The organism is Granulicella sp. dw_53 (assembly GCF_018449545.1).
Taxonomy (GTDB): Bacteria; Acidobacteriota; Terriglobia; order Terriglobales; family Acidobacteriaceae; genus Edaphobacter.
In genome coordinates this window covers 1-21,836 of sequence record NZ_JAAVUR010000018.1, presented here as the reverse complement: position 1 = coordinate 21,836, position 21,836 = coordinate 1, and the positions used below count along the sequence as shown (strand labels likewise).

General features: G+C 55.9%; 14 protein-coding genes. 7 read left to right on the top strand and 7 right to left on the bottom strand.

The window, feature by feature from the left end; translation table 11 throughout:
- The first annotated feature begins 417 nt into the window (after positions 1 to 417).
- From HB393_RS21575 to HB393_RS21560, 4 genes are read left to right on the top strand one after another with little or no spacing between them, the layout of a single operon-like run.
- Positions 418 to 1,506: an efflux RND transporter periplasmic adaptor subunit gene (locus HB393_RS21575; RefSeq protein ID WP_213807285.1), complete on the top strand. Its 1,089-nt coding sequence runs from the start codon at positions 418 to 420 to the stop codon at positions 1,504 to 1,506.
- Positions 1,503 to 4,835 (top strand): efflux RND transporter permease subunit, encoded by a 3,333-nt coding sequence (locus tag HB393_RS21570; protein WP_213807284.1) that lies wholly within the window; start codon positions 1,503 to 1,505, stop codon positions 4,833 to 4,835. The genes HB393_RS21575 and HB393_RS21570 overlap by 4 nt, the downstream gene beginning before the upstream one ends.
- On the top strand, positions 4,832 to 7,963 hold the full coding sequence (locus HB393_RS21565) for an efflux RND transporter permease subunit (RefSeq protein ID WP_213807283.1): 3,132 nt from the start codon (positions 4,832 to 4,834) through the stop codon (positions 7,961 to 7,963). Before HB393_RS21570 ends, HB393_RS21565 begins: the two co-directional genes overlap by 4 nt.
- A complete protein-coding gene (locus tag HB393_RS21560; protein ID WP_213807282.1) occupies positions 7,960 to 9,543 on the top strand; it encodes an efflux transporter outer membrane subunit in 1,584 nt (527 codons plus the stop codon). The genes HB393_RS21565 and HB393_RS21560 overlap by 4 nt, the downstream gene beginning before the upstream one ends.
- A gap of 53 nt (positions 9,544 to 9,596) precedes the next feature.
- Here HB393_RS21560 and HB393_RS21555 read toward each other — a convergent pair whose 3' ends face one another.
- The 3 genes from HB393_RS21555 to HB393_RS21545 form a co-directional block, all read right to left on the bottom strand.
- Positions 9,597 to 11,780: an EAL domain-containing protein gene (locus HB393_RS21555; protein WP_213807281.1), complete on the bottom strand. Its 2,184-nt coding sequence runs from the start codon at positions 11,778 to 11,780 to the stop codon at positions 9,597 to 9,599.
- A gap of 501 nt (positions 11,781 to 12,281) precedes the next feature.
- Complete coding sequence (gene katG / locus HB393_RS21550) at positions 12,282 to 14,516, bottom strand: catalase/peroxidase HPI (RefSeq protein ID WP_213807280.1); 2,235 nt, start codon at positions 14,514 to 14,516, stop codon at positions 12,282 to 12,284.
- Between the two features lie 167 nt (positions 14,517 to 14,683).
- Positions 14,684 to 15,130 carry a transcriptional repressor gene (locus HB393_RS21545; protein ID WP_213807279.1) on the bottom strand — a complete coding sequence of 149 codons (447 nt, stop codon included), beginning with the start codon at positions 15,128 to 15,130 and terminating at the stop codon, positions 14,684 to 14,686.
- A 232-nt stretch (positions 15,131 to 15,362) separates the two neighbouring features.
- On the opposite strand from HB393_RS21545, the gene HB393_RS21540 reads away from it, so the two are divergent.
- Entirely contained in the window at positions 15,363 to 15,596 is a 234-nt protein-coding gene (locus HB393_RS21540) for a hypothetical protein (protein WP_213807278.1), read from the top strand.
- On the top strand, positions 15,597 to 15,935 hold the full coding sequence (locus HB393_RS21535) for a hypothetical protein (RefSeq protein WP_213807277.1): 339 nt from the start codon (positions 15,597 to 15,599) through the stop codon (positions 15,933 to 15,935). It begins immediately after the preceding gene.
- Between the two features lie 45 nt (positions 15,936 to 15,980).
- Here HB393_RS21535 and HB393_RS21530 read toward each other — a convergent pair whose 3' ends face one another.
- Both HB393_RS21530 and HB393_RS21525 read right to left on the bottom strand, forming a co-directional pair.
- On the bottom strand, positions 15,981 to 16,565 hold the full coding sequence (locus HB393_RS21530; protein ID WP_213807276.1) for a TetR/AcrR family transcriptional regulator: 585 nt from the start codon (positions 16,563 to 16,565) through the stop codon (positions 15,981 to 15,983).
- Between the two features lie 120 nt (positions 16,566 to 16,685).
- A complete protein-coding gene (locus HB393_RS21525; protein WP_213807275.1) occupies positions 16,686 to 17,426 on the bottom strand; it encodes an SDR family oxidoreductase in 741 nt (246 codons plus the stop codon).
- Positions 17,427 to 17,781: 355 nt separating this feature from the next.
- Between HB393_RS21525 and HB393_RS21520 the strand changes: the two genes are divergently transcribed.
- Positions 17,782 to 19,032: a TIGR03790 family protein gene (locus tag HB393_RS21520; RefSeq protein ID WP_213807274.1), complete on the top strand. Its 1,251-nt coding sequence runs from the start codon at positions 17,782 to 17,784 to the stop codon at positions 19,030 to 19,032.
- 76 nt (positions 19,033 to 19,108) lie between these two features.
- On the opposite strand, the gene HB393_RS21515 is transcribed toward HB393_RS21520, so the two are convergent.
- Both HB393_RS21515 and HB393_RS21510 read right to left on the bottom strand, forming a co-directional pair.
- Entirely contained in the window at positions 19,109 to 20,152 is a 1,044-nt protein-coding gene (locus HB393_RS21515; protein WP_213807273.1) for an LLM class flavin-dependent oxidoreductase, read from the bottom strand.
- Positions 20,153 to 20,350: 198 nt separating this feature from the next.
- Positions 20,351 to 21,829, bottom strand: coding sequence for an ABC transporter substrate-binding protein (locus tag HB393_RS21510; RefSeq protein WP_255551495.1), 1,479 nt, complete (start codon positions 21,827 to 21,829; stop codon positions 20,351 to 20,353).
- Between the last annotated feature and the right edge of the window lie 7 nt (positions 21,830 to 21,836).

Genomic DNA, 21,836 nt, shown 5'->3' with positions numbered 1-21,836 from the left:
CTCGCCAACTCGAAAAGCTCTTAGTGCTATGCACATCGAGATTGCGAATCCTGCTAATTCTGCAGCCACTATTATGTCTATGTAAAGTGTGGAGTATGCAGCTCTGAGACGCTAGGGTCGTCTGAAAGTCCGTTTCATCCTACTAAACCTTTGTTCAGGTATCTCCATCGCGCTTGAATCTTTCTGGTCGCCGTCTCCGTCATTTTGATTGTTGAAGAATTTCATCTTCTGAATCGAAGACCGAGGAGAGTAACACGATTGTCTCTCGACAAGCCCGACCATCCGATTAGAGATCCTGCTCATTTGCTTCCTGCCGTGGCCACGTCTGATTCGCCCCAGCACAAAAGGAAACATGCTTCGCGCTTCATTGTCTGGGGCATCATCCTTCTTGTGTTCTTCCTCGCTTTCTGGTGGGTGATGCATCGGCATGACACTGCCGCCAAGCCGGCGCGTGGAGCCGGTGGCGTTGTGCCAGTGATGCCCGCAACAGCACAACAAGGGAACATTGGCATCTATCAAGAAGCCATTGGCACAGTGACTCCGGTGTACACTTCATCGATCACGGCGCAGGTAACGGGTGTGGTCACCGCAGTTCATTACCGTGAAGGCCAGTTCGTGAAGGAGGGCGATCCGCTCGTGGACATCGACTCGCGGCAGTATCGTGCAAATCTTTTGACCGCGCAGGGAACGCTGCTTCACGACCAGGGCATCCTCGCGGAAGCTCAGATGGACCTTGAGCGATATAAACAGGCCTGGGCGAAGAACGCGATTCCGCGACAGACATATGAAGATCAGGAGAAGGTTGTGCTGCAGGATGAGGGCACAGTGAAGCAGGACGAAGGTGCCGTGCAGTTTGACCAGGTGCAGGTGGACTTTTGCCATATCGTCGCGCCGATCAGCGGACGCGTGGGGCTTCGCCTGATCGATCCGGGTAATCTGGTGACCGCGAGTGGCACGACGCCGCTGGTGGTTATCGCACAGGTACAACCCATCACCGTAATCTTCACACTTGCAGAAGATGCTTTGGGCCAGGTGCTTCCGCGCATGAAATCCGGTGCGAAATTGACAGTGGATGCGTTTGATCGCTCGGCGCAGAGCAAAATTGCTAGTGGCACCTTGTTGACGTTGGACAATCAGGTGGATACCACGACGGGCACTGTGAAGGCTCGTGCACAGTTTGACAATCGCGATGGCAAGCTCTATCCGAACGAGTTCGTCAATGCGCGCCTGCTCGTCAATACCCTGCAGAACGTGACTCTTCTGCCGACCTCAACGGTACAGCACAACGATAAGAGCACCTATGTCTATGTCTTGACGAATAACAAGGCGCAACTTCAGGCAGTGAAGGTCGGTGCGATAGACGGAGATACGTCGCAGGTGACTGGTGTCAACCCAGGACAGGTCGTTGCGAACTCCAGCTTCGACAAGTTGCAATCCGGGTCGCGAGTCAAGATCTCCCCGCAGGGAGCCACGCCTATACAGAGTAGTGGGAGTAGCACGCCTTGAGCCCATCACGTCCGTTCATCCTCCGTCCTGTTGCGACGGCACTCCTGATGGCGGCGATTCTGCTGGTTGGAATTGTGGCGTACACACAGTTGCCTGTCTCTGCGCTGCCTGAAGTCGATTACCCGACGATTCAGGTGTTGACGTTCTATCCCGGCGCGAGCCCTGATGTAACGGCAACGACTGTGACCGCACCTCTGGAGCGTCAGTTCGGCGAATTGCAAGGTTTGAGTCAGATGACGTCGACCAGCGCGGGAGGGAACTCCGTCATTGTGCTGCAGTTCAACCTGTCGTTAAATATCGACGTGGCGGAAGAAGAGGTCCAGGCTGCCATCAACGCCGCGCAGAGCTTTCTGCCGGCAAACCTGCCCGCCCCTCCGATTTATAGCAAGACGAATCCGGCGGATGCGCCGGTGATGACGCTGGCTGTAACCTCGAAGAATATCCCACTGCCTCAGGTGGAAGACCTCGTCGATACGCGGCTAGCGCCGAAGATTTCGCAGTTGAGCGGCGTTGGTCTTGTGAGCATCAGCGGTGGCCAGAAGCCGGCTGTGCGCATTCAAGCGAATCCCACGGCGCTGTCTTCCTTTGGGCTGGGCATGGAAGACCTTCGCACTGCCGTGACTGCCGCCAGCGTCAACGCTGCGAAGGGTAACTTTGATGGAGCTCGGCAGGACTACCAGATCGACGCCAACGATCAGTTGGTTTCAAGTGCGGATTATCGAAAGGTCGTTGTGGCATACCGCAATGGTGCGGCAGTGATGTTGCCGGATGTTGCGAGCATCGTCGACAGCGTGGAGAACACGACACAGGCCGCATGGATGAACACTACCCCGGCGATCATTTTGAACGTGCAGCGCCAACCCGGTGGCAACACGATCGCCGTCGTGAAGAGCATCAAAGCGCTCCTTCCACAGCTAAAGGCCAACTTGCCTGCAGGTATCGAGGTCACAACACTCACCGACTTGACCACGCCAATCCAGGCTTCCGTGAGCGACGTGGAATTCGAGTTGGTGCTGACGATCGGTCTTGTCATCCTGGTGATATTTCTGTTTCTGCGGAATCTGTATGCGACGATCATCCCCTCGGTAGCGGTGCCACTGTCGCTCGTGGGAACGATGGGCGCGATGTATGCGCTCGGGTATTCTCTGGATAATCTTTCGTTGATGGCGCTGACGATCTCCACCGGCTTTGTCGTGGACGACGCCATCGTAATGGTGGAGAACATCTCGCGCTATCTGGAGGAAGGTGTCCCTCCGATGGAAGCGGCGCTCAAGGGCGCGGAGCAGATCGGCTTCACCATTCTTTCTCTGACGGTATCGCTAATTGCGGTGCTCATTCCGCTGCTGTTCATGGGGGACGTCGTCGGTCGGCTCTTCCGAGAGTTTGCCGTGACGCTTGCGGTCACTATCATTCTTTCGGCAGTGGTGTCTTTGACGCTTACGCCCATGATGGCCTCGCGCATTCTCAAGCATGATCCCAAAGCGCAGGAAGGCCGCTTCTACAAGGCTTCCGAGCGCGTATTCGAGAGCATGATCGCCTTCTACGGCCGAACGTTGAAGTGGGTGCTGAAACATCAGACTGCCACATTGCTTGTAGCGGTCGCGACATTGCTCCTGACGGTGTTTCTCTATGTCATCGTGCCTAAGGGCTTTTTCCCGGTGCAGGACACTGGCGTGATCCAGGGCATCTCGCAGGCATCACAGACAATCGGTGTAAAGGACATGACCTCGAAGACGCAGGAACTGAGCAAGATTATCCTTGCGGATCCGGCTGTCGAAAGTCTCTCGTCCTTCATCGGTGCGGATGGAACGAACACGACTGGAAACAGTGGACGTTTTTCCATCAACCTGAAGCCTCTCGAGGATCGTGATGCCTCGGCTTCGGATGTGATTCGCAGGCTCCAGAAAAAGCTGAAGGATGTTGCCGGGATCACGCTCTTCATGCAGCCAGTACAGAACATTACGGTCGATGATCGCGTGAGCCGTACACAGTACCAGTACACGTTGGAGGATACGGATCAAGCAGAACTGAACCAGTGGACAGACAAGTTCGTGAACAAGCTCAAGGAAATGCCGGAACTGGAGGATGTGGCAACAGATCAGCAGTTGGGTGGACTTGCGGTTTCACTGGTGATCGATCGGCCTACGGCTTCGCGGTTGGGCATTGCACCGACGACCGTGGATCAAACGCTCTACGACGCATTCGGACAGCGTCAGATCAACACGATGTACACGCAATTGAATCAATACCACGTAATTCTGGAGGCGCAGCCACAGTTTCAGCAGGATCCGGACAAGCTGAACCACCTGTTTATTCAAGCGAATGCTTCGAGCGCGAGCACTGGAGCGGCAGCAACTTCATCAGGTCAGGGCTCAACCTCTGCTGGAACTAACGCGCTTACTACCACTGCGGCATTTACGGCATCGACGTCGGCACTGACCGCGCCGGTATCTGCACTGACGCACACCGGCTCCACGGCGACGAGTGGATCAATGTATGCAAACTCCGTTCCTTTAAGCGCGTTCTCGCACTTCGAGACCACCACCGAGCCGCTATCTATTACGCATCAAGGACAGTTCCCCTCGGTAACCGTTTCATTTAACCTTGCACCCAATGCTTCGCTGGGAACTGCGATCACCGATGTGACGAAGGTTCAGAAAGACCTGAAGATGCCGCCGAGTGTGCAGGCCGACTTTCAAGGGACTGCGGCTTCATTCCGCAACTCGTTGTCCAACGAGCCGCTTCTGATACTTGCCGCGTTAGTGACCGTGTACATCGTGCTGGGTGTGCTGTACGAGAGCTTCATTCATCCCATCACGATCTTGTCCACATTGCCTTCGGCTGGCGTCGGAGCCTTTTTGTCTCTGATCCTTTTCCATCAAGACCTCAGCGTGGTCGCGATCATAGGTATCGTTCTCCTCATCGGTATTGTGAAAAAGAACGGCATCATGATGGTCGATTTTGCGCTGGAAGCGGAACGTGATCATGGCAGAAGCTCAACCGAAGCCATCTATGAAGCGGCAACACTGCGCTTCCGTCCGATCATGATGACGACGATGGCGGCGCTTCTTGGTGGTCTACCGCTTGCCTTCGGGCATGGCATCGGTTCGGAGCTTCGCCGTCCGCTCGGTATCGCGATGGTCGGCGGGCTGATGGTCAGCCAGGTACTTACGCTGTACACGACTCCGGTGATCTACATCTTTTTCGATAATCTGGCAAAACGGTTTTCTAAGCACAAGCCGCAGCAAAAGGCGGGTGAGCACGCTCCCGATCACGGCACCGGTCCGAGCAATGGCAGGGATCTGCAAGCCGAGGGTGGGCACGCGTGAATCTATCTTCACCATTCATTCATCGCCCGGTCGCGACGGTGCTACTCACAGTTGCAATCGCGATTGTTGGTGGAGTGTGCTTCAACTTGCTGCCGGTCTCGCCGCTGCCCCAGGTTGACTTTCCGACGATCTCTGTTGCGGCCAGCCTTCCCGGAGCCAGCGCGGACATCATGGCGTCGTCCGTGGCGACGCCGCTAGAACGGCAGTTTGGCCACATTGCCGGCGTAACGGAGATGACCTCTTCCAGCGCGCTGGGAACGACGTCGATCACGATTCAGTTCGATCTGAGCCGCGATATCGATGGCGCGGCGCGCGACGTGGAAGCGGCCATCAACGCCGCCCGCAGCTATCTACCCATCAACCTGCCTGCGAATCCGACGTACCGTAAGGTGAATCCCGCGGACGCGCCAATCATGATTATCGGCCTTACGTCGGACAAGTACGGCTCCGCCAAACTTTACGATGAAGCCTCCACAGTCGTACAGCAGAAGCTCTCTCAGATCCAAGGCGTCGGTCAGGTCAACCCTGGCGGCGGAGCGTTGCCGTCGGTTCGTGTAGAGGTCAATCCGAACAAGCTCGCTAGCTTCGGGCTGACGATGGAGAACCTACAGTCGGTCTTGAGACTCCAAAATACGAATCTCGCTCGCGGCCAGATCACGGACGGTGACCGCACCGCAGACATTCTCGTGAATGGGCAGATCTCTCAGGCAGAGCAGTATCAACCGATCGTAGTGGCCTATAAGAATGGCGCCGCGATTCGACTATCCGACGTCGCGGATGTGGTCGATTCGACCCAGAATGTTCGTGCGGCTGGTTATCTCGACGGTAAACGCGCCGTGATGCTGATCATCTTCCGCCAGCCTGGCGCCAACATCATCGACACTGTCGATCGTATTTACGCGCAGATCCCTTCTTTGAAGGCATCGATCTCACAGGGCATCGATATGACTGTCGTACTGGACCGTACGACGACGATTCGTGCCAGTGTGCACGACGTAGAACAGACATTAGTCCTTTCCATCGTCCTGGTAATCGGTGTTGTCTTCTTCTTCCTTCGCAATGGTCGCGCCACGCTGATTCCCGCGGTGGCGGTTCCGGTTTCACTGATCGGCACGTTTGCGGTGATGTATCTGCTGGGCTATTCGCTCGACAATCTGTCCCTGATGGCGCTCACTATTTCCACGGGCTTCGTCGTGGACGATGCCATCGTTGTCATGGAAAACATCACCCGGCACCTGGAAGAAGGGAAGTCGGCCTTCGATGCCGCGATGCTTGGTGCGAAGGAGATCGGGTTTACGGTTCTTTCCATCAGCATCTCACTGATCGCGGTCTTCATTCCACTGCTCATGATGGGCGGTATTGTCGGTCGTCTATTTCGAGAGTTTGCGGTGACACTTTCCACCGCCATCATGGTATCTATGGCGATTTCACTTACAACGACGCCCATGATGTGCGCTTATCTGCTCAAGAGCGAGCATGAGGTGGAGCACGGATGGTTCTACAACACCACTGAAAGGTTCTTCGACTGGGTGTTGAAGGTCTATCGCTCCAGCCTGCACTGGGCGCTGGAAAACTCGGTGCTGATGCTTGTGCTGCTGGGTCTCACGATTGCGCTGAACGTCATCATCATTGTTCGCATCCCGAAAGGCTTCTTTCCACAGCAAGATACGGGCTCGCTCGCTGGCGCTGCGCGTGGCCCCCAGGACGCTTCCTATAATGTGATGGATGACTCCATTCAGAAACTGCAGGCGGTCATCGGCAAAGACCCTGCTGTTCAGCATGTGATCGGCTTCACAGGCGGTCAGGGCGCCACGAACACCGGCAACATCTTTATCTCCCTCAAACCTCTGGAAAAACGCAAGACAGGTGCTGCCGATGTCATCAATCGGCTGAGGCCGAAGCTGAATGCATTACCGGTAGCTTCCGCGTTCCTCCAGGCACAGCAGGACATCCGCATCGGAGGCCGGTCGAGTAACGCGATGTATCAATACACTCTGGAAGCCGACAATGTCGACGACCTGCAGACCTATGGCCCGAAGATTCTTAGTGAGATGCAACACCTGCCCGGCTTTCAGGATGTCAGCTCGGATCAGCAGATGGGTGGCCTGGATGAAAAGGTCAACTTCGATCGTGTGACTGCGGCAAGGCTTGGACAGACGGCGACATCGATTGACAGCGCACTCTATGCCTCCTTCGGACAATCGGAGGCTTCTCTGATCTATACGCAACTCAATCAGTACTATGTCGTGCTTGAGGTGGCGCCGCAATACTGGCAGCGTCCGGATGGTCTGAGCACTGTGTACTTCCACGATGCAAATGCATCTTCGACAACTGCTGCGGGCAATACACCGCTCTCGTCCTTCAGTACCGCAAAGCCTGGCACCACTCCTCTCGCGCTGAATCACACCGGGCTATTCCCATCGGTCACCGTGTCGTTCAATCTCGCCTCGGGTCTTTCGCTTAGTGACGCGACCCAGGAGATAGAAGGGATCAAGCAGAAGCTCAACTTGCCTACGACGATTCAGGGTTTCTTCTCTGGAACACTTCAGGCGTATCAGCAATCTCTCGGCTCGGAGCCATATCTTGTTCTGACCGCGCTGCTCGCGGTCTATATTGTGCTTGGCGTGCTCTATGAGAGCCTGATCCATCCGCTCACGATTCTCTCCACGTTGCCTTCGGCAAGCGTGGGCGCGATGCTGGCGCTGATGCTCTTCCATGAGGATCTGAACGTCATCTCGATCATTGGAATTGTGCTGCTGATCGGCATCGTGAAGAAGAATGCCATCATGATGATCGACTTTGCTCTGCAAGCGGAGCGCGAACAGGGAATGAATACTGAAGAGGCTATTTTTGAGGCCTGCATTCTCCGCTTCCGTCCTATTCTGATGACGACGATGGCGGCCCTCTTCGGTGCATTGCCGCTAGCGTTCGGCACCGGGACGGGTTCGGAGCTACGCAGACCGCTTGGCATCACCATTGTAGGCGGACTTATCGTCAGCCAAATGCTCACGCTGTACACCACGCCAGTCGTATACCTCACGCTCGATCGCATGCGGATTCATTTTGCCGGCAAGGATCATGCCAGGAATGAAACGCAGACGACGGCGCCGTCGGAGGCCCACGGATGAAGAACCCTACTCGAATTTGTTCGCTTTTCCTCACCGTTCTTGGCCTGTCTTTCTTCGCGGGCTGCCGCGTCGGCCCCCGCTATACCAGGCCCTCGGCATTGCCCACTTCCCCACCGGAGCAATACAAAGAGGCTGCTACACCGGCAGTGAACGATTCTGGCGAATGGAGGCCCGCGCAACCGCAGGACGCGATGCTGCGCGGTAAGTGGTGGCTGATCTACAACGACCCGGAACTCAATGACCTCGAAGACAAACTGAACATCGACAACCAGAACATCAAAGTCTTCTTCCAGAACTACATGGAGGCACGAACGCTGATCGCGCAGGCTCGATCGCAGCTTTATCCAACGCTCGGGGTAGCACCCGGTTTCCAGCGCTCGCGTACCTCTGCGAATCTTTCCCGTAATACGGGAACAGGTTCGAGCTCAAGTCCCACCTCTTCTGGAACAGGAACAACTTCTACTACGAGTACGGTCACCTCTGCGGGGACACAAAGTACGTTATGGTCGATTCCGTTTGAAGCCTCCTGGGAACCAGATCTGTTCGGCAAGGTTCGTAACCAGATCCGTGTCAACCAGTATGCTGCTCAAGTCAGCGCGGCGGATCTCGAAAACGAACGCCTGAGCGAACAGTCCAACCTTGCCATCTTTCTCTTCGAGTTGCGTGGCCAGGATGCTCTGATCGATGTGTTTCGCAAGACCGTAGAAGCAGACCGCAAGTCGGTAGAGCTGACGCGCAGTCTTTACGACACGGGAGTCGGAGATCAGGCCGCCGTCGTTCAAGCTGAGAACACACTACAGAATGCAGAGGCCTCTGCCACTAATCTCGGGGTCCTCCGCGCCCAGTTTGAGCACGCGATCGCAGTGCTGATCGGCGTTAATCCTTCCAGCTTCTCCATTCCGGCCAAGTCGCTGGACTCAGCTCCCCCCGCCATCCCGATCGGCATGCCATCGCAACTCCTCGAGCGTAGGCCCGATGTAGCTGCCGCAGAACGGCAGATGGCCTCCGCGAATGCGCTCATCGGCGTGGGCACCGCAGCGTATTTCCCCACACTTCCTCTCACGGCCGGGGGCGGAACGGAGAGTTCCGCGATCTCGCAGCTCTTTGACTGGCCCAGCCGTTTCTGGTCGGTAGGTGCTTCTGCGTCGGAGACGATCTTCGACGCCGGTTTGCGTCGAGCCACCGTCAATCAATTTATCGCCACCTATAACGCGGATGTCGCGACCTATCGTCAAACCGTGCTCACTGCGTTCCAACAGGTCGAGGACAACATCGCCTCCTTACGTATTCTTTCTCAGCAATACCAGCAACAGCAGATCGCCGCAGCCTCCGCACAGCAGTCTGTTGACCTTGAAACCGCTCGTTATGAGACAGGTATGGATCCCTACATCGATGTGGTACAGACACAACTGACCTTACTCACAGAACAAAACACTCTGGTAACTCTTCGAACCGAGCAGATGACTGCCTCTGTGCAACTGATTCAGGCGTTAGGCGGAGGTTGGAATGTGTCAGACCTGCCGACACCGTCTCAGGTCTCGGCTCCGTTCAGCAAGGCGGACCGTACCATCCAGAAATAAAACGTATCCCCCGAATTGCGATTAGATCGTTGGTATGCGGGTGTGATCGCTTCTTAACCGACGCTGAGGTGATCGTAACTCGCGGCAACGTATTTTTCGAGCTCCGAGGCTGGTACGGCAGGGCCATAGAGGAAACCCTGGTAGAGGTGGCAGCCCTCCGCCATAAGAAACGCGCGCTGGGCTTTGGTCTCTACACCCTCGGCAATGACAGAGAGATTGAGGCTACGACCGAGCACGATGATGGTACGTGCGATTGAAGCATATTTTTCGTCGGTAAGGAGGTGGGCGGTGAAGGTGCGGTCGATCTTGAGCTGATCGAGCGGCAGGTGACGGAGGTAAGAGAGCGACGAGTATCCGGTGCCGAAATCGTCGAGAGAAAAAGTGACGCCGAGGGTTTTAAGTTCGCTCATCTTGGCAATAACTTCGTCGACCCTCTCCATGATCGAGCTCTCGGTGATTTCGAGCTTGAGGCGGTAAGGGTCTGCTCCCGAGGAACTCAGGGCCCCTTTGACCAGGTCTACAAAATGAGGGTCGAGGATCTGACGGACACTGACGTTGACGGCCAGTGTGAGAGACTTCATTGCAGAATCTCCTGCCCAGGCGGCGAGTTGAAGGCAGGCCGTCTGCAGTAGCCAACGGCCGAGTTCGATGATGAGACCAGCCTCTTCGGCGATGGGTATGAATTCGCTGGGCGCAACGCTGCCGCGTTCTGGATGAAACCAGCGAAGCAGGGCTTCAGACCCAATGACAATGCCTTCGCTGTCCACCTGGGGCTGGTAGTGCAAGGTAAACTCCTCATTTTGCAATGAGGATCGTAGGCCAGCGCGGAGAGCGGCACGGGTCTCGACCTCAATCTGCATGGCTGGATCGAAAAATCGCAAACTATTCCCGTCGTGAGCCTTGGCGCGGTACATGGCTATATTCGCCCGTTTGAGGAGGTCGTCAAGTGTTTCGGACGAGCCCGTTTCAGAAGCGCCGAAGAGCGTGACCCCGATGCTGGCTTTAATTTCACTTTCGCAACTGCCGACGACGAAGTGGGAAAGGAAGAGTGCGAGGATTTTCTCTGTGGTTAGAGTGGCCGCGGCGGTTGCGGCTTGGGGATCTTTACCAAGGGCTTCGAGCATGAGACCGAATTCATCTCCGCCAATCCGGGCGATTGTTTCGCCACATTCCAAGCAGGCGGTGAGACGGAAAGCAACCTGTTGAAGCAGAGCGTCACCGACTTCGTGGCCAAGAGTGCCGTTCAGGACTTTGAAGTCGTCAAGATTGATGTAGAGAAGTGCGCCAATGGTTTTCTGGACGGTCGCGGTGGCCATCGCTTGGGTGAGGCGATCGCTCAAGAGTTGGCGATTGGGAAGCCCGGTGAGGAGGTCGTAGAAGGCCAGGTGCTGGATGCGTGCTTCGTCATTTTTGCGATTGGTGACATCTCGGAAGTAGACGGACATGCTACCCATCCGTGGGAAGCAACGGAAATCGTACCAGAGACTGTTCTGTTCGCTCTGGGCCTCGAAGAGGGTGGCGAGGTCATGCACAGAAGCAGCTTGAAGCCTGCTGACGATGGAGTCGGAAAAGAAGCGTGGGGCGGCGCGGTCGAGAGTGTGGTGGAGTGCGCTTTGGCGGTCGACGTTGAGTTCAGCACAGGCGGCATCGTTCAGATAAATGAGACGGAACTCCGCATCGAGTGAGAGGAAGCAGTCGGAGATACTTTCGAAGATTTCGGCGGTGACTTTGAGGGATTCTGTACGCTGCTGCTCCGCGATGTACTTTTCACGGTAGCGGGTGACAATATTGAGCGTAAGGGCATAGCAGACGTAAGTGAGGCAGAAAATGCCGAGGAGGACTCGTTGCTCGGTTGGGAGGACGATGGCCCACCTGGGGAGGAGACAAAGGATGGTTAGGAGAGGAACCACCAGGATCGTTCTTGCGAGCAGACGGCTGATGGCCGGCTGGTTTACCAGTTTATTGAAGACGAGGAGAGGGAAGAGCCAGAGCAGATAGATGAAGAGATTGAGGTGTTGTCCGGTACCAGAAAGCGAGATCCAGACGCCAACGCACATGTGGGCGGCGTAGTAGCCGGTAGTTGCCGTAGCTATCGTTTGGACGGCGACTTTGCGGAATGCCAGCAGTGTGACAAGAGCGCAGAGAGTGAAGAGGAAGATGCAGGCGACGAAGATGAATTCGCGCGCGGCGACCATGCCTATGGTAGACGCGAGGAGCCCTGAAGCGGAGCTTACCATGCCTATACTGAGAGTTACGAGCAAAGCGCGACGAGCCAAGACACTTGATGCTTGATCGAGAGTAGTTAATTCACGCATACCCTGGCCCCGTACGTTCGCTTCGATGCAGAAATTCCAAATCCAACTCTACAGCGCGTAAAGATGCGCTTCAGTGCTGACAGCACTTATTTGGTCGATCTTACTGGACGACGAAAGGGGGCGCAGCTACCTGAAAGACGTAGGTGATGGTCTATCGTAGCCGGGGTCAATGGTGTAGACGGCGTTAGGGATGTCTAGCGGACGTTAGTAGTGGTTCGATTCCTTGAGAAGTATGTTCATCCTAGAGAAGGAAAAAGGCATTGATATCAGCGTATCGTGTGGATCCGGCGAAGGTGGAGATCGGCCGCGGATCGCGCGGATGTTCTATCTAACATACTGCGGCCAATGGTGCTGGAAGTAGGAATACAGAAGGGCTACCTTACGGTAGCCCCTTGGTTTACGGAGTTGCATACAACTGACGACCTACGCCTTGCGCAAATCGTAGCGGTCAAGGTTCATGACTTTGTTCCACGCAGCTACGAAGTCCTTCACGAAGATCTCCTTCGAGTCGGCGGATGCGTAAACTTCCGAGATGGCCCTGAGTTGAGAGTTGGAACCGAAGATTAGGTCTACACGAGTGGCGGTCCACTTAATCTCACCTGTCGCGCGATCCAGCCCCTCAAACAAGCCTTCCGAAGTAGAAGATGCCTTCCACTCAGTTGCCATGTCGAGCAGATTGACGAAGAAATCATTCGTCAGCGTCTCGGGCTGCGTAGTGAGGACACCGTTCTTCGAGCCACAGAAGTTGGCACCGAGGACGCGCAGGCCACCAACGAGGACAGCCATCTCAGGAGCGGTCAGAGTCAGCAATTGCGCCCGGTCGACGAGCAGCGCTTCCGCCCGTTCTGTGTGTCCCAGACGAAGATAATTGCGGAAGCCGTCCGCCGTCTGCTCTAGCGGGGCGAAGGACTCAACATCGGTCTGCTCCTGCGAAGCATCCGTGCGGCCAGGCGCGAAGGGAACGAGAACGTTGGATCCAGTCTTCTTTGCAGCCGCTTCAACCGCAGCGCAACCGCCCAGAACGATCAGGTCGGCGAGCGAGACCTTCTTGCCCGTCGCGTTGAAGTCCTTCTGAATCCCCTCGAGCGTGTCGAGAACCTTTGCGAGCACGAGTGGCTGGTTCACCTCCCAGTTCTTCTGTGGCTCGAGGCGAATGCGTCCACCATTTGCTCCACCGCGCTTATCGGAGCCTCGGAAGGACGCTGCCGCTCCCCAGGCAGTCGAGACGAGGTGCGAGATCGAGAGACCAGAGGCGAGGATCTTCTCCTTGAGTGCGGTGATGTCCGCTTCGCCGATGAGTTCGTGATCGACAGCCGGGACGGGGTCCTGCCAGATCAACTGCTCCTTGGGAACCAGGGGTCCGAGGTAACGGACGATGGGGCCCATGTCGCGGTGCGTGAGCTTGAACCATGCGCGAGAGAAGGCGTCGGCGAACTGGTCGGGGTTGGCCTGGAAGCGCTTGCCGATCTTTTCATAGGCGGGATCGAACTTGAGCGCAAGGTCCGAGGTGAACATCATAGGCAGATGCTTCTTGTCCTTGATGTGCGCGTCGGGAACGCTGGCTTCCTCTGCCACGGCATACCACTGCCATGCGCCGCCTGGGCCCTTCTTTAGCGCCCAGTCGAAGTTATAAAGGTTGTCGAGGTACTCAGAGTCCCACTTGATGGGATTGGTAGTCCACGCGCCTTCGAGACCGCTGGAGATCGTATCTTCAGCATTGCCTTTGCCCGCGGAGTTCTTCCAGCCAAAGCCCTGCTGCTCGATCGGTGCGCCTTCGGGTTCGGGTCCGACGAACTTTCCTGGATCGTAGGCGCCGTGGCCCTTGCCGAAGGTGTGGCCACCGGCGATGAGCGCGAAGGTCTCCTCGTCATTCATCGCCATACGGCCGAAGGTCTCTCGGATGTCGCGTGCCGAAGCGACCGGATCCGGTTTGCCATCGGGACCTTCCGGGTTGACGTAGATGAGGCCCATTTGGACGGCGGCGAGAGGGTGGTCTAGGTCACGCTCCCCCTGGTAGCGGTCGCTGCCGAGCCAGGTGTGCTCCTTGCCCCAGAAGATGTCTTCCTGCGGAACCCAGACGTCAGCGCGGCCGCCGCCGTAGCCGAAGGTTTTGAAACCCATCGAGTCCAGCGCAACGTTGCCGGTAAGGATCATGAGATCGGCCCAGGAGATCTTCTTGCCATACTTCTGCTTGATGGGCCATAGCAGGCGGCGAGCCTTGTCGAGGCTTACGTTGTCCGGCCAGCTATTGAGCGGAGCAAAACGCTGCGTGCCCATGCCTGCGCCGCCGCGGCCATCGTAGGTGCGGTACGTGCCGGAGCCATGCCATGCCATGCGGATGAAAAATGGGCCATAGTGGCCGTAGTCCGCGGGCCACCAGCTCTGCGAATCGGTCATCAGGGTGTGGAGATCTTTGATCACCGCATCGAGATCGAGGGTCTTGAACTCTGCCGCGTAGTCGAAGTCCTGGCCCATGGGATCGGCTAGCTTGGTGTTCTGATGGAGGACGGCGAGGTCGAGGCGATCGGGCCACCAATGTTCGTTGCGTGTGATCTTGCGCGAGTTGTGCGTAACAGCGCCGTGCAGGGGGGAAGCCGTCTCCGTGCTGGTGGAGGGGGTGCCGCCGTGCGGCACTGGACACTTCATTTCATCCGACATTTTCGCTCCTTCGTTTTCATTGCTGGTGAAGCCTATCCCACGATTGGGTCGCGGGGCCAAACGGTTAGCAAATTCGAGTTTCCATCTATGAAAGTTGCCCGGCCGGTGGTCAAATATCTGTTGTTGTTCTATTCAACATCTTCAGTTCGGTTAGTGGGTTGATGGTGTTAGCCGCGTTTTGCTTTCTGGCAAGCGGCACAGATTCCGATGACGTCGATAGCGTAGCGTTCCACCTGAAAGCCCCCAGGCAATCGTTGCAGCGTCGGAAGAACGCCGAGATCCTTTTCTTCAATGTCGGTGATGGCCTTGCAATGCGAGCAGACCATGTGATGGTGAAGGTGGCTGTTCAACTCGACTCTGAGGGAGCCGTGGTGCATGCTGACTTCTTTTAGCACGCCTCTCTCGACAAAGAGATGAATATTTTTGTAAACCGTCGCAAGAGAGATTGCGGGTATTCTCTTCTTGACCCGCGCATAGACCTCTTCCGGGCTGGGGTGGCCAGGCATCGTCTGCATGACCTCGTAAAGAACCTGGCGCTGATGGGTCGCGGCGAGCCCATGATCCGCACAAAGCTTACGGAAGGGACGGGTCTCGACGTTGGGAGAGACATGCATTAATAGCTAGTAAACGATAATTATTATTGTTCGTCAAGCGGTGGAGAGTGGGAGCGATTTTGGCTGAACGCCATCGTACGCGTACCGCAGAGCAACAAGCAAACCATATTCTTCTACAGTGGTGATGATCAAGAACGCCTCGGAAGAGGCGGCCGTGATATCAGGTGGATGCGAAGCGTCTGGGCGATTCATGTTCGTACTGAAGAAATTACAGAGGTTAAAGTGAAACGACTTGCGGACGCCTACGACTCATCGTGATATTGTCGTCGCGAACAATCGCGTGCACGGAGCCAAGAAGCTCTTTCACGATGGTGGTGCGATCTATAATCTTTCCGCTAGTCCTGGCACGCTGATTACAGAGAACTACATCTTCGATATCCACGGCTTGATTGGCTTGTATTTGGATGAGGGTTCCCGCTACATCATCGTTCGGCGGAACGTGGTACAAGACCCGGCGGCGGAGTAGTTGAACATCAATACAGTGAAGGCTGCTTATCCGTTGCGGATCTCGCCCGATAACACGGCCATCGATAACTGGCATGACAGCGCAAAGATCGGTGGAATGTGGACGAACTATCAGAATGATCTCATCCTCGACGACCATCTAATCACCGACGGCAAATGGCCGACAGGAGCGCAGGAAGTGATACGGAACGCGGGCATTGAGGCCTCTGCCGGTGCGGTCGCGTATGGTGAAGCACAACCTGGTGCAGGCGAAGACGGCGCGTTGTTTCCGCCACCTTCGAGCGCTTCTGGAACCGCAGCAAAGTCGGGGAAAGCCAATTCTGACGAACAACCGAACTAGGATCGAAACGGCTAAGACATCCGAAAGTAGATACAGTGCAGGTGCTTACTCTTTGACGTAGCCGTCAATCTGGGCGGTGAGGAACTGTTGCGCTACCGTAAGAGCCTTCTTTGATCTCTGCAGCCTCGAGGCGAGGCATGCGCCTTCAAGAAGCGAGATAATCAAGGTAGCAAACGCCTCTGGATTCACAGACGACTGAATCTCTTCCATCTCTTGCGCTTCTTTGATCAACTGTTTCAGAAATGATGTCCAATGCTTCAACGACTCTTGAGCCATTGCGTACATAACGGTGTTTCCGTCATCGGCATCGATAGCGATATTGGTCAGAGGACATCCGCCCGGAAAATTCGGCTTCGAGAGGACATTGCGAATATGGAGCTTTAGTTTTTCAACGGGGCTCGTTAGCTTCTCCAGATTCTCGATGCTTGAGATGAAGCTCGTCATCGAGGCGTAAGCCATCGCTTCTTTCGCTAACTCTTCCTTGCTGCTGAAGTGAGTATAGAGACTACCCTTTTCGAGACCAGTCGCCTCGCTCACGTCCTGCATCGAGATGCCATCAAATCCCTTCTTGTTGAAGAGCAGCGCGGCCTTCTCGATAATCTTCCTACGTGTCTTCTCACCTTTTAGCATCGGAACTCCTCTTCCAGCGTAACAAAAGAGTTCGCCATGTGTTGCAAACCAAGAAAAGTGTGAGCACTCGCCTGAGGCAGCCGGCGTGTGCTCACACTGAGTTTATTCGCTATTTGCGACTTACCAGGGGAGCTCTTCGCCGCGATGCAAGAAGCGGCCATTTGGGCCGTCTGGGCCGATAAGAGCAAGATCGACACTGGTCCGGGCACCATCCGCAATCTCCATCGGCGCATGCTCTCCACCCAATTCTGTCTTCACCCAACCCGGCTGTGCGGAGTTGACCTTAATGTTCGTACCTTGTAACTCTGCAGCCAGGTGAATCGTGAACATGTTGAGTGCGGCCTTCGAAGCGTTATAGGAAAATGCCTTCATCGCTGCGATCTCGCTGTTTGGAGCACTCTGACGCGCAAACGATCCAAGCTTGCTCGATACATTGACGATGCGGCCGGCATCACTTTTTTTCAACAAAGGCAAGAGAGAGCGGGTCAGAGCAATCACGCCGAAGAGATTCGCAGCGAAGACAGTTTGGAGTTCTTCTTCGCTGGTATCGATCGTCTTGGGAGTGAAGATTCCGTCCGGTGCATCGACACCGGCGTTGTTGATAAGAATATCGAGCTTCCCATAACGCTCGTTAATAGTGTTGGCAACAGTGTCGCGATCTTGTGCACTAGTAACGTCGAGTTTCACTGGAAATGCATCGATGCCCTCGGCCTTGAGTTTGGATACGGCTTCCTCTGCAGAGCTCAAGATACGCGCCGCAATCACTACGGTGATGGACCTCTGGCCTAGCTGACGAGCTGTTTCGAAGCCAATATTACGATTCGCGCCTGTGATCAGTGCAACTTTTTGATTGTTTGACATCGGAATTACCTCTTGGAAGATAGATGGAAAGATGGAACGTCGCGATTAAAAACTTCCTACCGTTTGGTTGTTTTAACTATACTTTTAAAGATCGTATGCGTCAAAACGAAACCAGAACGGTAGAAGAGATACTGGCTTCGATTCTGTAACGGGTGTTTCCTATCTTGTTGAATAGTCTGTAGCCAACTTAAAAAACTTGTCTGCGGAGTAATCCTAACGAGGCTTTCAGGATCTATAGGCCGAGAGGGAATACCTGCGAAGCCCACGCGGAAACATCTCCGATGAATCGACGGTTATTTGTAGCGCAACCGGAATACTCCATAATTCCTCGTGTTCTTCTCACCACAGGATACCTATGACCCCCTTTGACTGGATCTTCCCGCCCGCCCAGAAGCTCGCCCGAACGCACCTCCTCACCCTCTCTCTAGTCTTCGGAATTCTCGCAGCGATCGCATCTCCCAGTCAGGCAGCGACACCGGACAAGGTGCTCGTAGTCATCAACAACTCCAGCTCTACCTCCAGAGCCATCGGCATGCAGTACAGTACGAAGCGAAGCGTGCCCAACGTCTTACGCATTCAATGCATCGACTCCACCGTCACCCAGGACAACGAAACCATCAACTTCGCCGACTATCAGCAGCAGATTGAAAATCCCATCCGTGCCTTCCTGCAGACTCATCCCAACATCAACTTCATCGTGCTCACAAGAGGCATCCCCATCCGCGTCGCAGGCGGAGAGACCGGTGAGGCGTTCAGTGGACAGACCCTCACCTCCCTCGACGGCACCCTTGCTGCATTGGATTACGACAAGATTCCTGGCGCGATCAAAATCACATTCAACGATCCCGGCGGCTTCGCAGTCGGCACAGCCTGGATGAATCGCTACTGGGATGCGAGAGTGCCCTTTAGCCACGCAAAGTTTGGTGGCTATCTCGTAACCCGGCTGGACGGTTACAGCCTGCCCGACGCGGAGGCGTTGACCACGCACGCACTCACTGCGGAGAAAGGTCTCAAGAACGGTCAGATCCTCTTGGATATCGAACCCGACTTCGGAATCGACGATCCCAGCTCGCAGCCAGCGCCACTCCCCAGCACCCTGATCACGCAGGAAGATTCTTTCGGCACTTGGAACGCGGATATGCAGCACGCCGGCAATATCCTCGAAGCCAAGGGAGTCCCTGTAGACGTCGACCTGAACGAGACCTTCGTAGGCAACCGCAGCAATCTGCTTGGCTACTACTCCTGGGGCAGCAACGACAACAACTTCTCCCAGGGAGCCTACAACACGCTGAAGTTTGCCCCCGGCGCCGTAGGGGATACAGCCGTCTCCACCAGCGCCCGAAGCTTCTTCCGCCAGTCCGACGGACAGAGCATGATCGCCGACCTCATCTCCCAGGGAATCACCGGCGTCAAGGGATACACCGACGAGCCGCTACTCCAGTCCATCTCCTCGCCTACCATCGTTCTCGACCGGTATACCAGCGGCTTCACCTTGGCAGAGAGCTTCTTCGCCGGCTCCAAAATGGTGGGCTGGACGGACATCGTCGTCGGCGATCCGCTCACACACCCCTATCCATCCCGTCCGCTAGGAGAGGCGCAGAAATAGGCGACGCAAGACAAAAGGCGGAGACCTATCACGGTCTCCGCCTCTCACAACAATCCCTGGATAGTAAACGCCTTAGTTACGACACGAGAGCAGCATCCACTTCGCTCTGGTCTTGTAGCGAAGCGACCGCCTCTGCAAGAATTTCGTACGACCGAAATCGTTCCGCAGGATCGTACGCAGTGGACCACAGCATCAGTTCATCTGCCTGGGTCTCCTGAAGCAAAGCCTGAAGAGAGCGGCGTACAGTCGCCGGATCTCCCAGGATAGCCGACTTCATTCTTTGCCCTACCGCCTGCTTTTCTTCCTCACTCCAAAGGCCGTCCATGCTGTCTACCTTTGGTGGGAGCTTTGGCGGCCCATTTCTGATGGACGCCAAAAATAATTGTTCGACAGAGGTAAAGGATCTGTGCGCTTCTTCGTCGGTGTCTGCTGCTAATGCCAAAGCCGTGACCATGACGTAGGGCTCCGACAGGAACTTAGATGGTCGGAAATGTTCACGATAAAGTTTAACCGAGGGAATCAGATTGTCGGGCTTAATATGCGTCGCAAACGCCAGCGGCAGACCGAGCTCTCCCGCCAACTGTGCGTTGTAGCCGCTCGAGCTGAGCAGGTAGATCGGAACGTTGGTGTTTTGTCCCGGATAGGCTCGAATCTGTTGATCCGGTTCCTCAGCTCCAAAGTAAAGCTGAAGCTCCGCGACATGCCGTGGAAAGCTGTCACCGCTGAGTTGAGGATCGCGCCGCAGAGCCTCCTTGTAGATAGGCTCTTTAGGCGTGGCAGAGCCTACAGCGCGACCTACTCCTAAATCAATGCGGCCAGGATAGATCGATGCCAAGGTCCCGAATTGCTCCGCGATCACCAAAGGCGGATGGTTGAACAGCATCACGCCACCTGCGCCCACCCGAATCGATTTCGTCGCCCCGGCGATATGCCCTATCAGGACAGCCGGATTGGCAGAGGCGAAAGACTCCACGCCATGATGCTCGGGCACCCAAAAACGGTGATAGCCCAACTTCTCAAGATATCGGGCCAGCTCAACCGATTGAGCAATGGCTTTGCCAGCGTCGTCACCCTGCCGGACCATTACGAAGTCGAGAGCGGAGAAGATCGGAGTTTTCATATAAAGTCCTTGATTTCAAATCGCCAGAACTTCCGCGCGAAGCTACACAACGACTTCGCGCGGGCGCTGCCGGTATAGACGCAAGTAAGACAACTTCAATCCACAAATATTCTGACGGGCACGAACTTCACATTGAGGAAAGGGAAGATTTTTGAGCCTCACACATATCGAGGACAAATGGAGCAACAGCAATGCGATTCAACGACTGGAAGAAGCAATCTCCGCATCCGTAAGAAAATCAAAGTTCCCACTCACCCTCGGCCTCACCCCCACGATCCGCCGAGTGTGCACCACTTGGTTATTCGGATACCACAGCGGAATCCCCGGCAACTCCTCCGCCAGAATCCTCTGCACCTCCACATACTCCCGCCGCCGCTCGCTCTGATCCGTCACTACAGCCGCCGCAGTCAACAGCGCGTCCACACGGGCATTCGAGTACCGTCCCCGGTTTCCTCCCTTCGGAGGAAAACTCCCCGACCCATACACATAACGGAAGATATCCGGATCTTCATTGCTCCCGATCCACCGCAGCGCATACATCTGGAACGCACCCTTCGTCACATCCGCATAGAACGTCCCAAACTCCGCCGACCGTATCTGCAGATCGATCCCCGCCGCCCGCAACTGCTGTTGCAACACAGCCGCCATCAACCGCGGCGTCTCATCCGTATTGATCTTCAGAGTAATCCGGACCCGCACCCCATCCTTGTTAGCTCGAAATCCCGCCGCCTCCAGCAGCGCCTTCGCCCTGGCCACATCATGCGGATAAGCCGCCATCTCCCCGCCATTGGCCTCAGCCCAATGTCCCACTGGCAAAAGCGTATTCGCCAACCGCGCCTTTCCTCGCCAGATCGCATCCACAATCGCCTGCCGGTCCATCGCACACGCCACCGCCTGCCGCACCCGTTCGTCCTTCAGCGCCGGGTCGGTCACGTTGAAGTTCACATAGTTCACAATCGAGCTCGGCACCGACTCCACCTTTAGGTTTGGCTCGCTCTCCAGCGTATGAACCATATCCAGCGTCACCACATTGCTCGCCAGATCTGCCGATCCCTTCTTCAACTCCAGCGCCGACGTAATCGCATCCGGCACCACCGAAAACCGCACCCGCTCAATCCTTCTCCCACGCGGCTCCTGCCCACCAGCCCCCGAGCTCTGAACCCTGAACCCAGTCTCCACCGAATCCGCCCAATACTCCGAACTCCGCTCCAGGATCACCTCCTTATCCTGAACCGCGCTCACAAACCGGAACGGCCCCGACCCAACCGGATGCAGCCCAAAGTCCCGCCCCGCACCCTTTGGCACCACCCCAAACAACCCATCGCTCATATTGAACAGCAAGCCCGCATACGGTCGCGTCAGCCGAACCCGCACCGTCAGCCGGTCCAGTACCTCAACCGCCTTCACCGCTGCAAAGGAGCCACCCTTCGCCGTAATCAAAGTCCCGTCGATCATGCTTCGGATCGTGTAAGCCACATCCTCCGCCTCGAGCCGCCGCCCATCATGAAACCGCACCCCATCCCGCAGATGAAACACCCAGGTCAGCGCATCAGGCTGCTCCCAGCTCGCCGCCAGCCAGGGCCGCAGATTGAAGTGTTCGTCCTTCTTCACCAGCGCATCGAAGATCAGCCCACCCACCCGCTCACTCTGCGCATCCGTCCCTTGCCGCACATCCAGGTTGGTC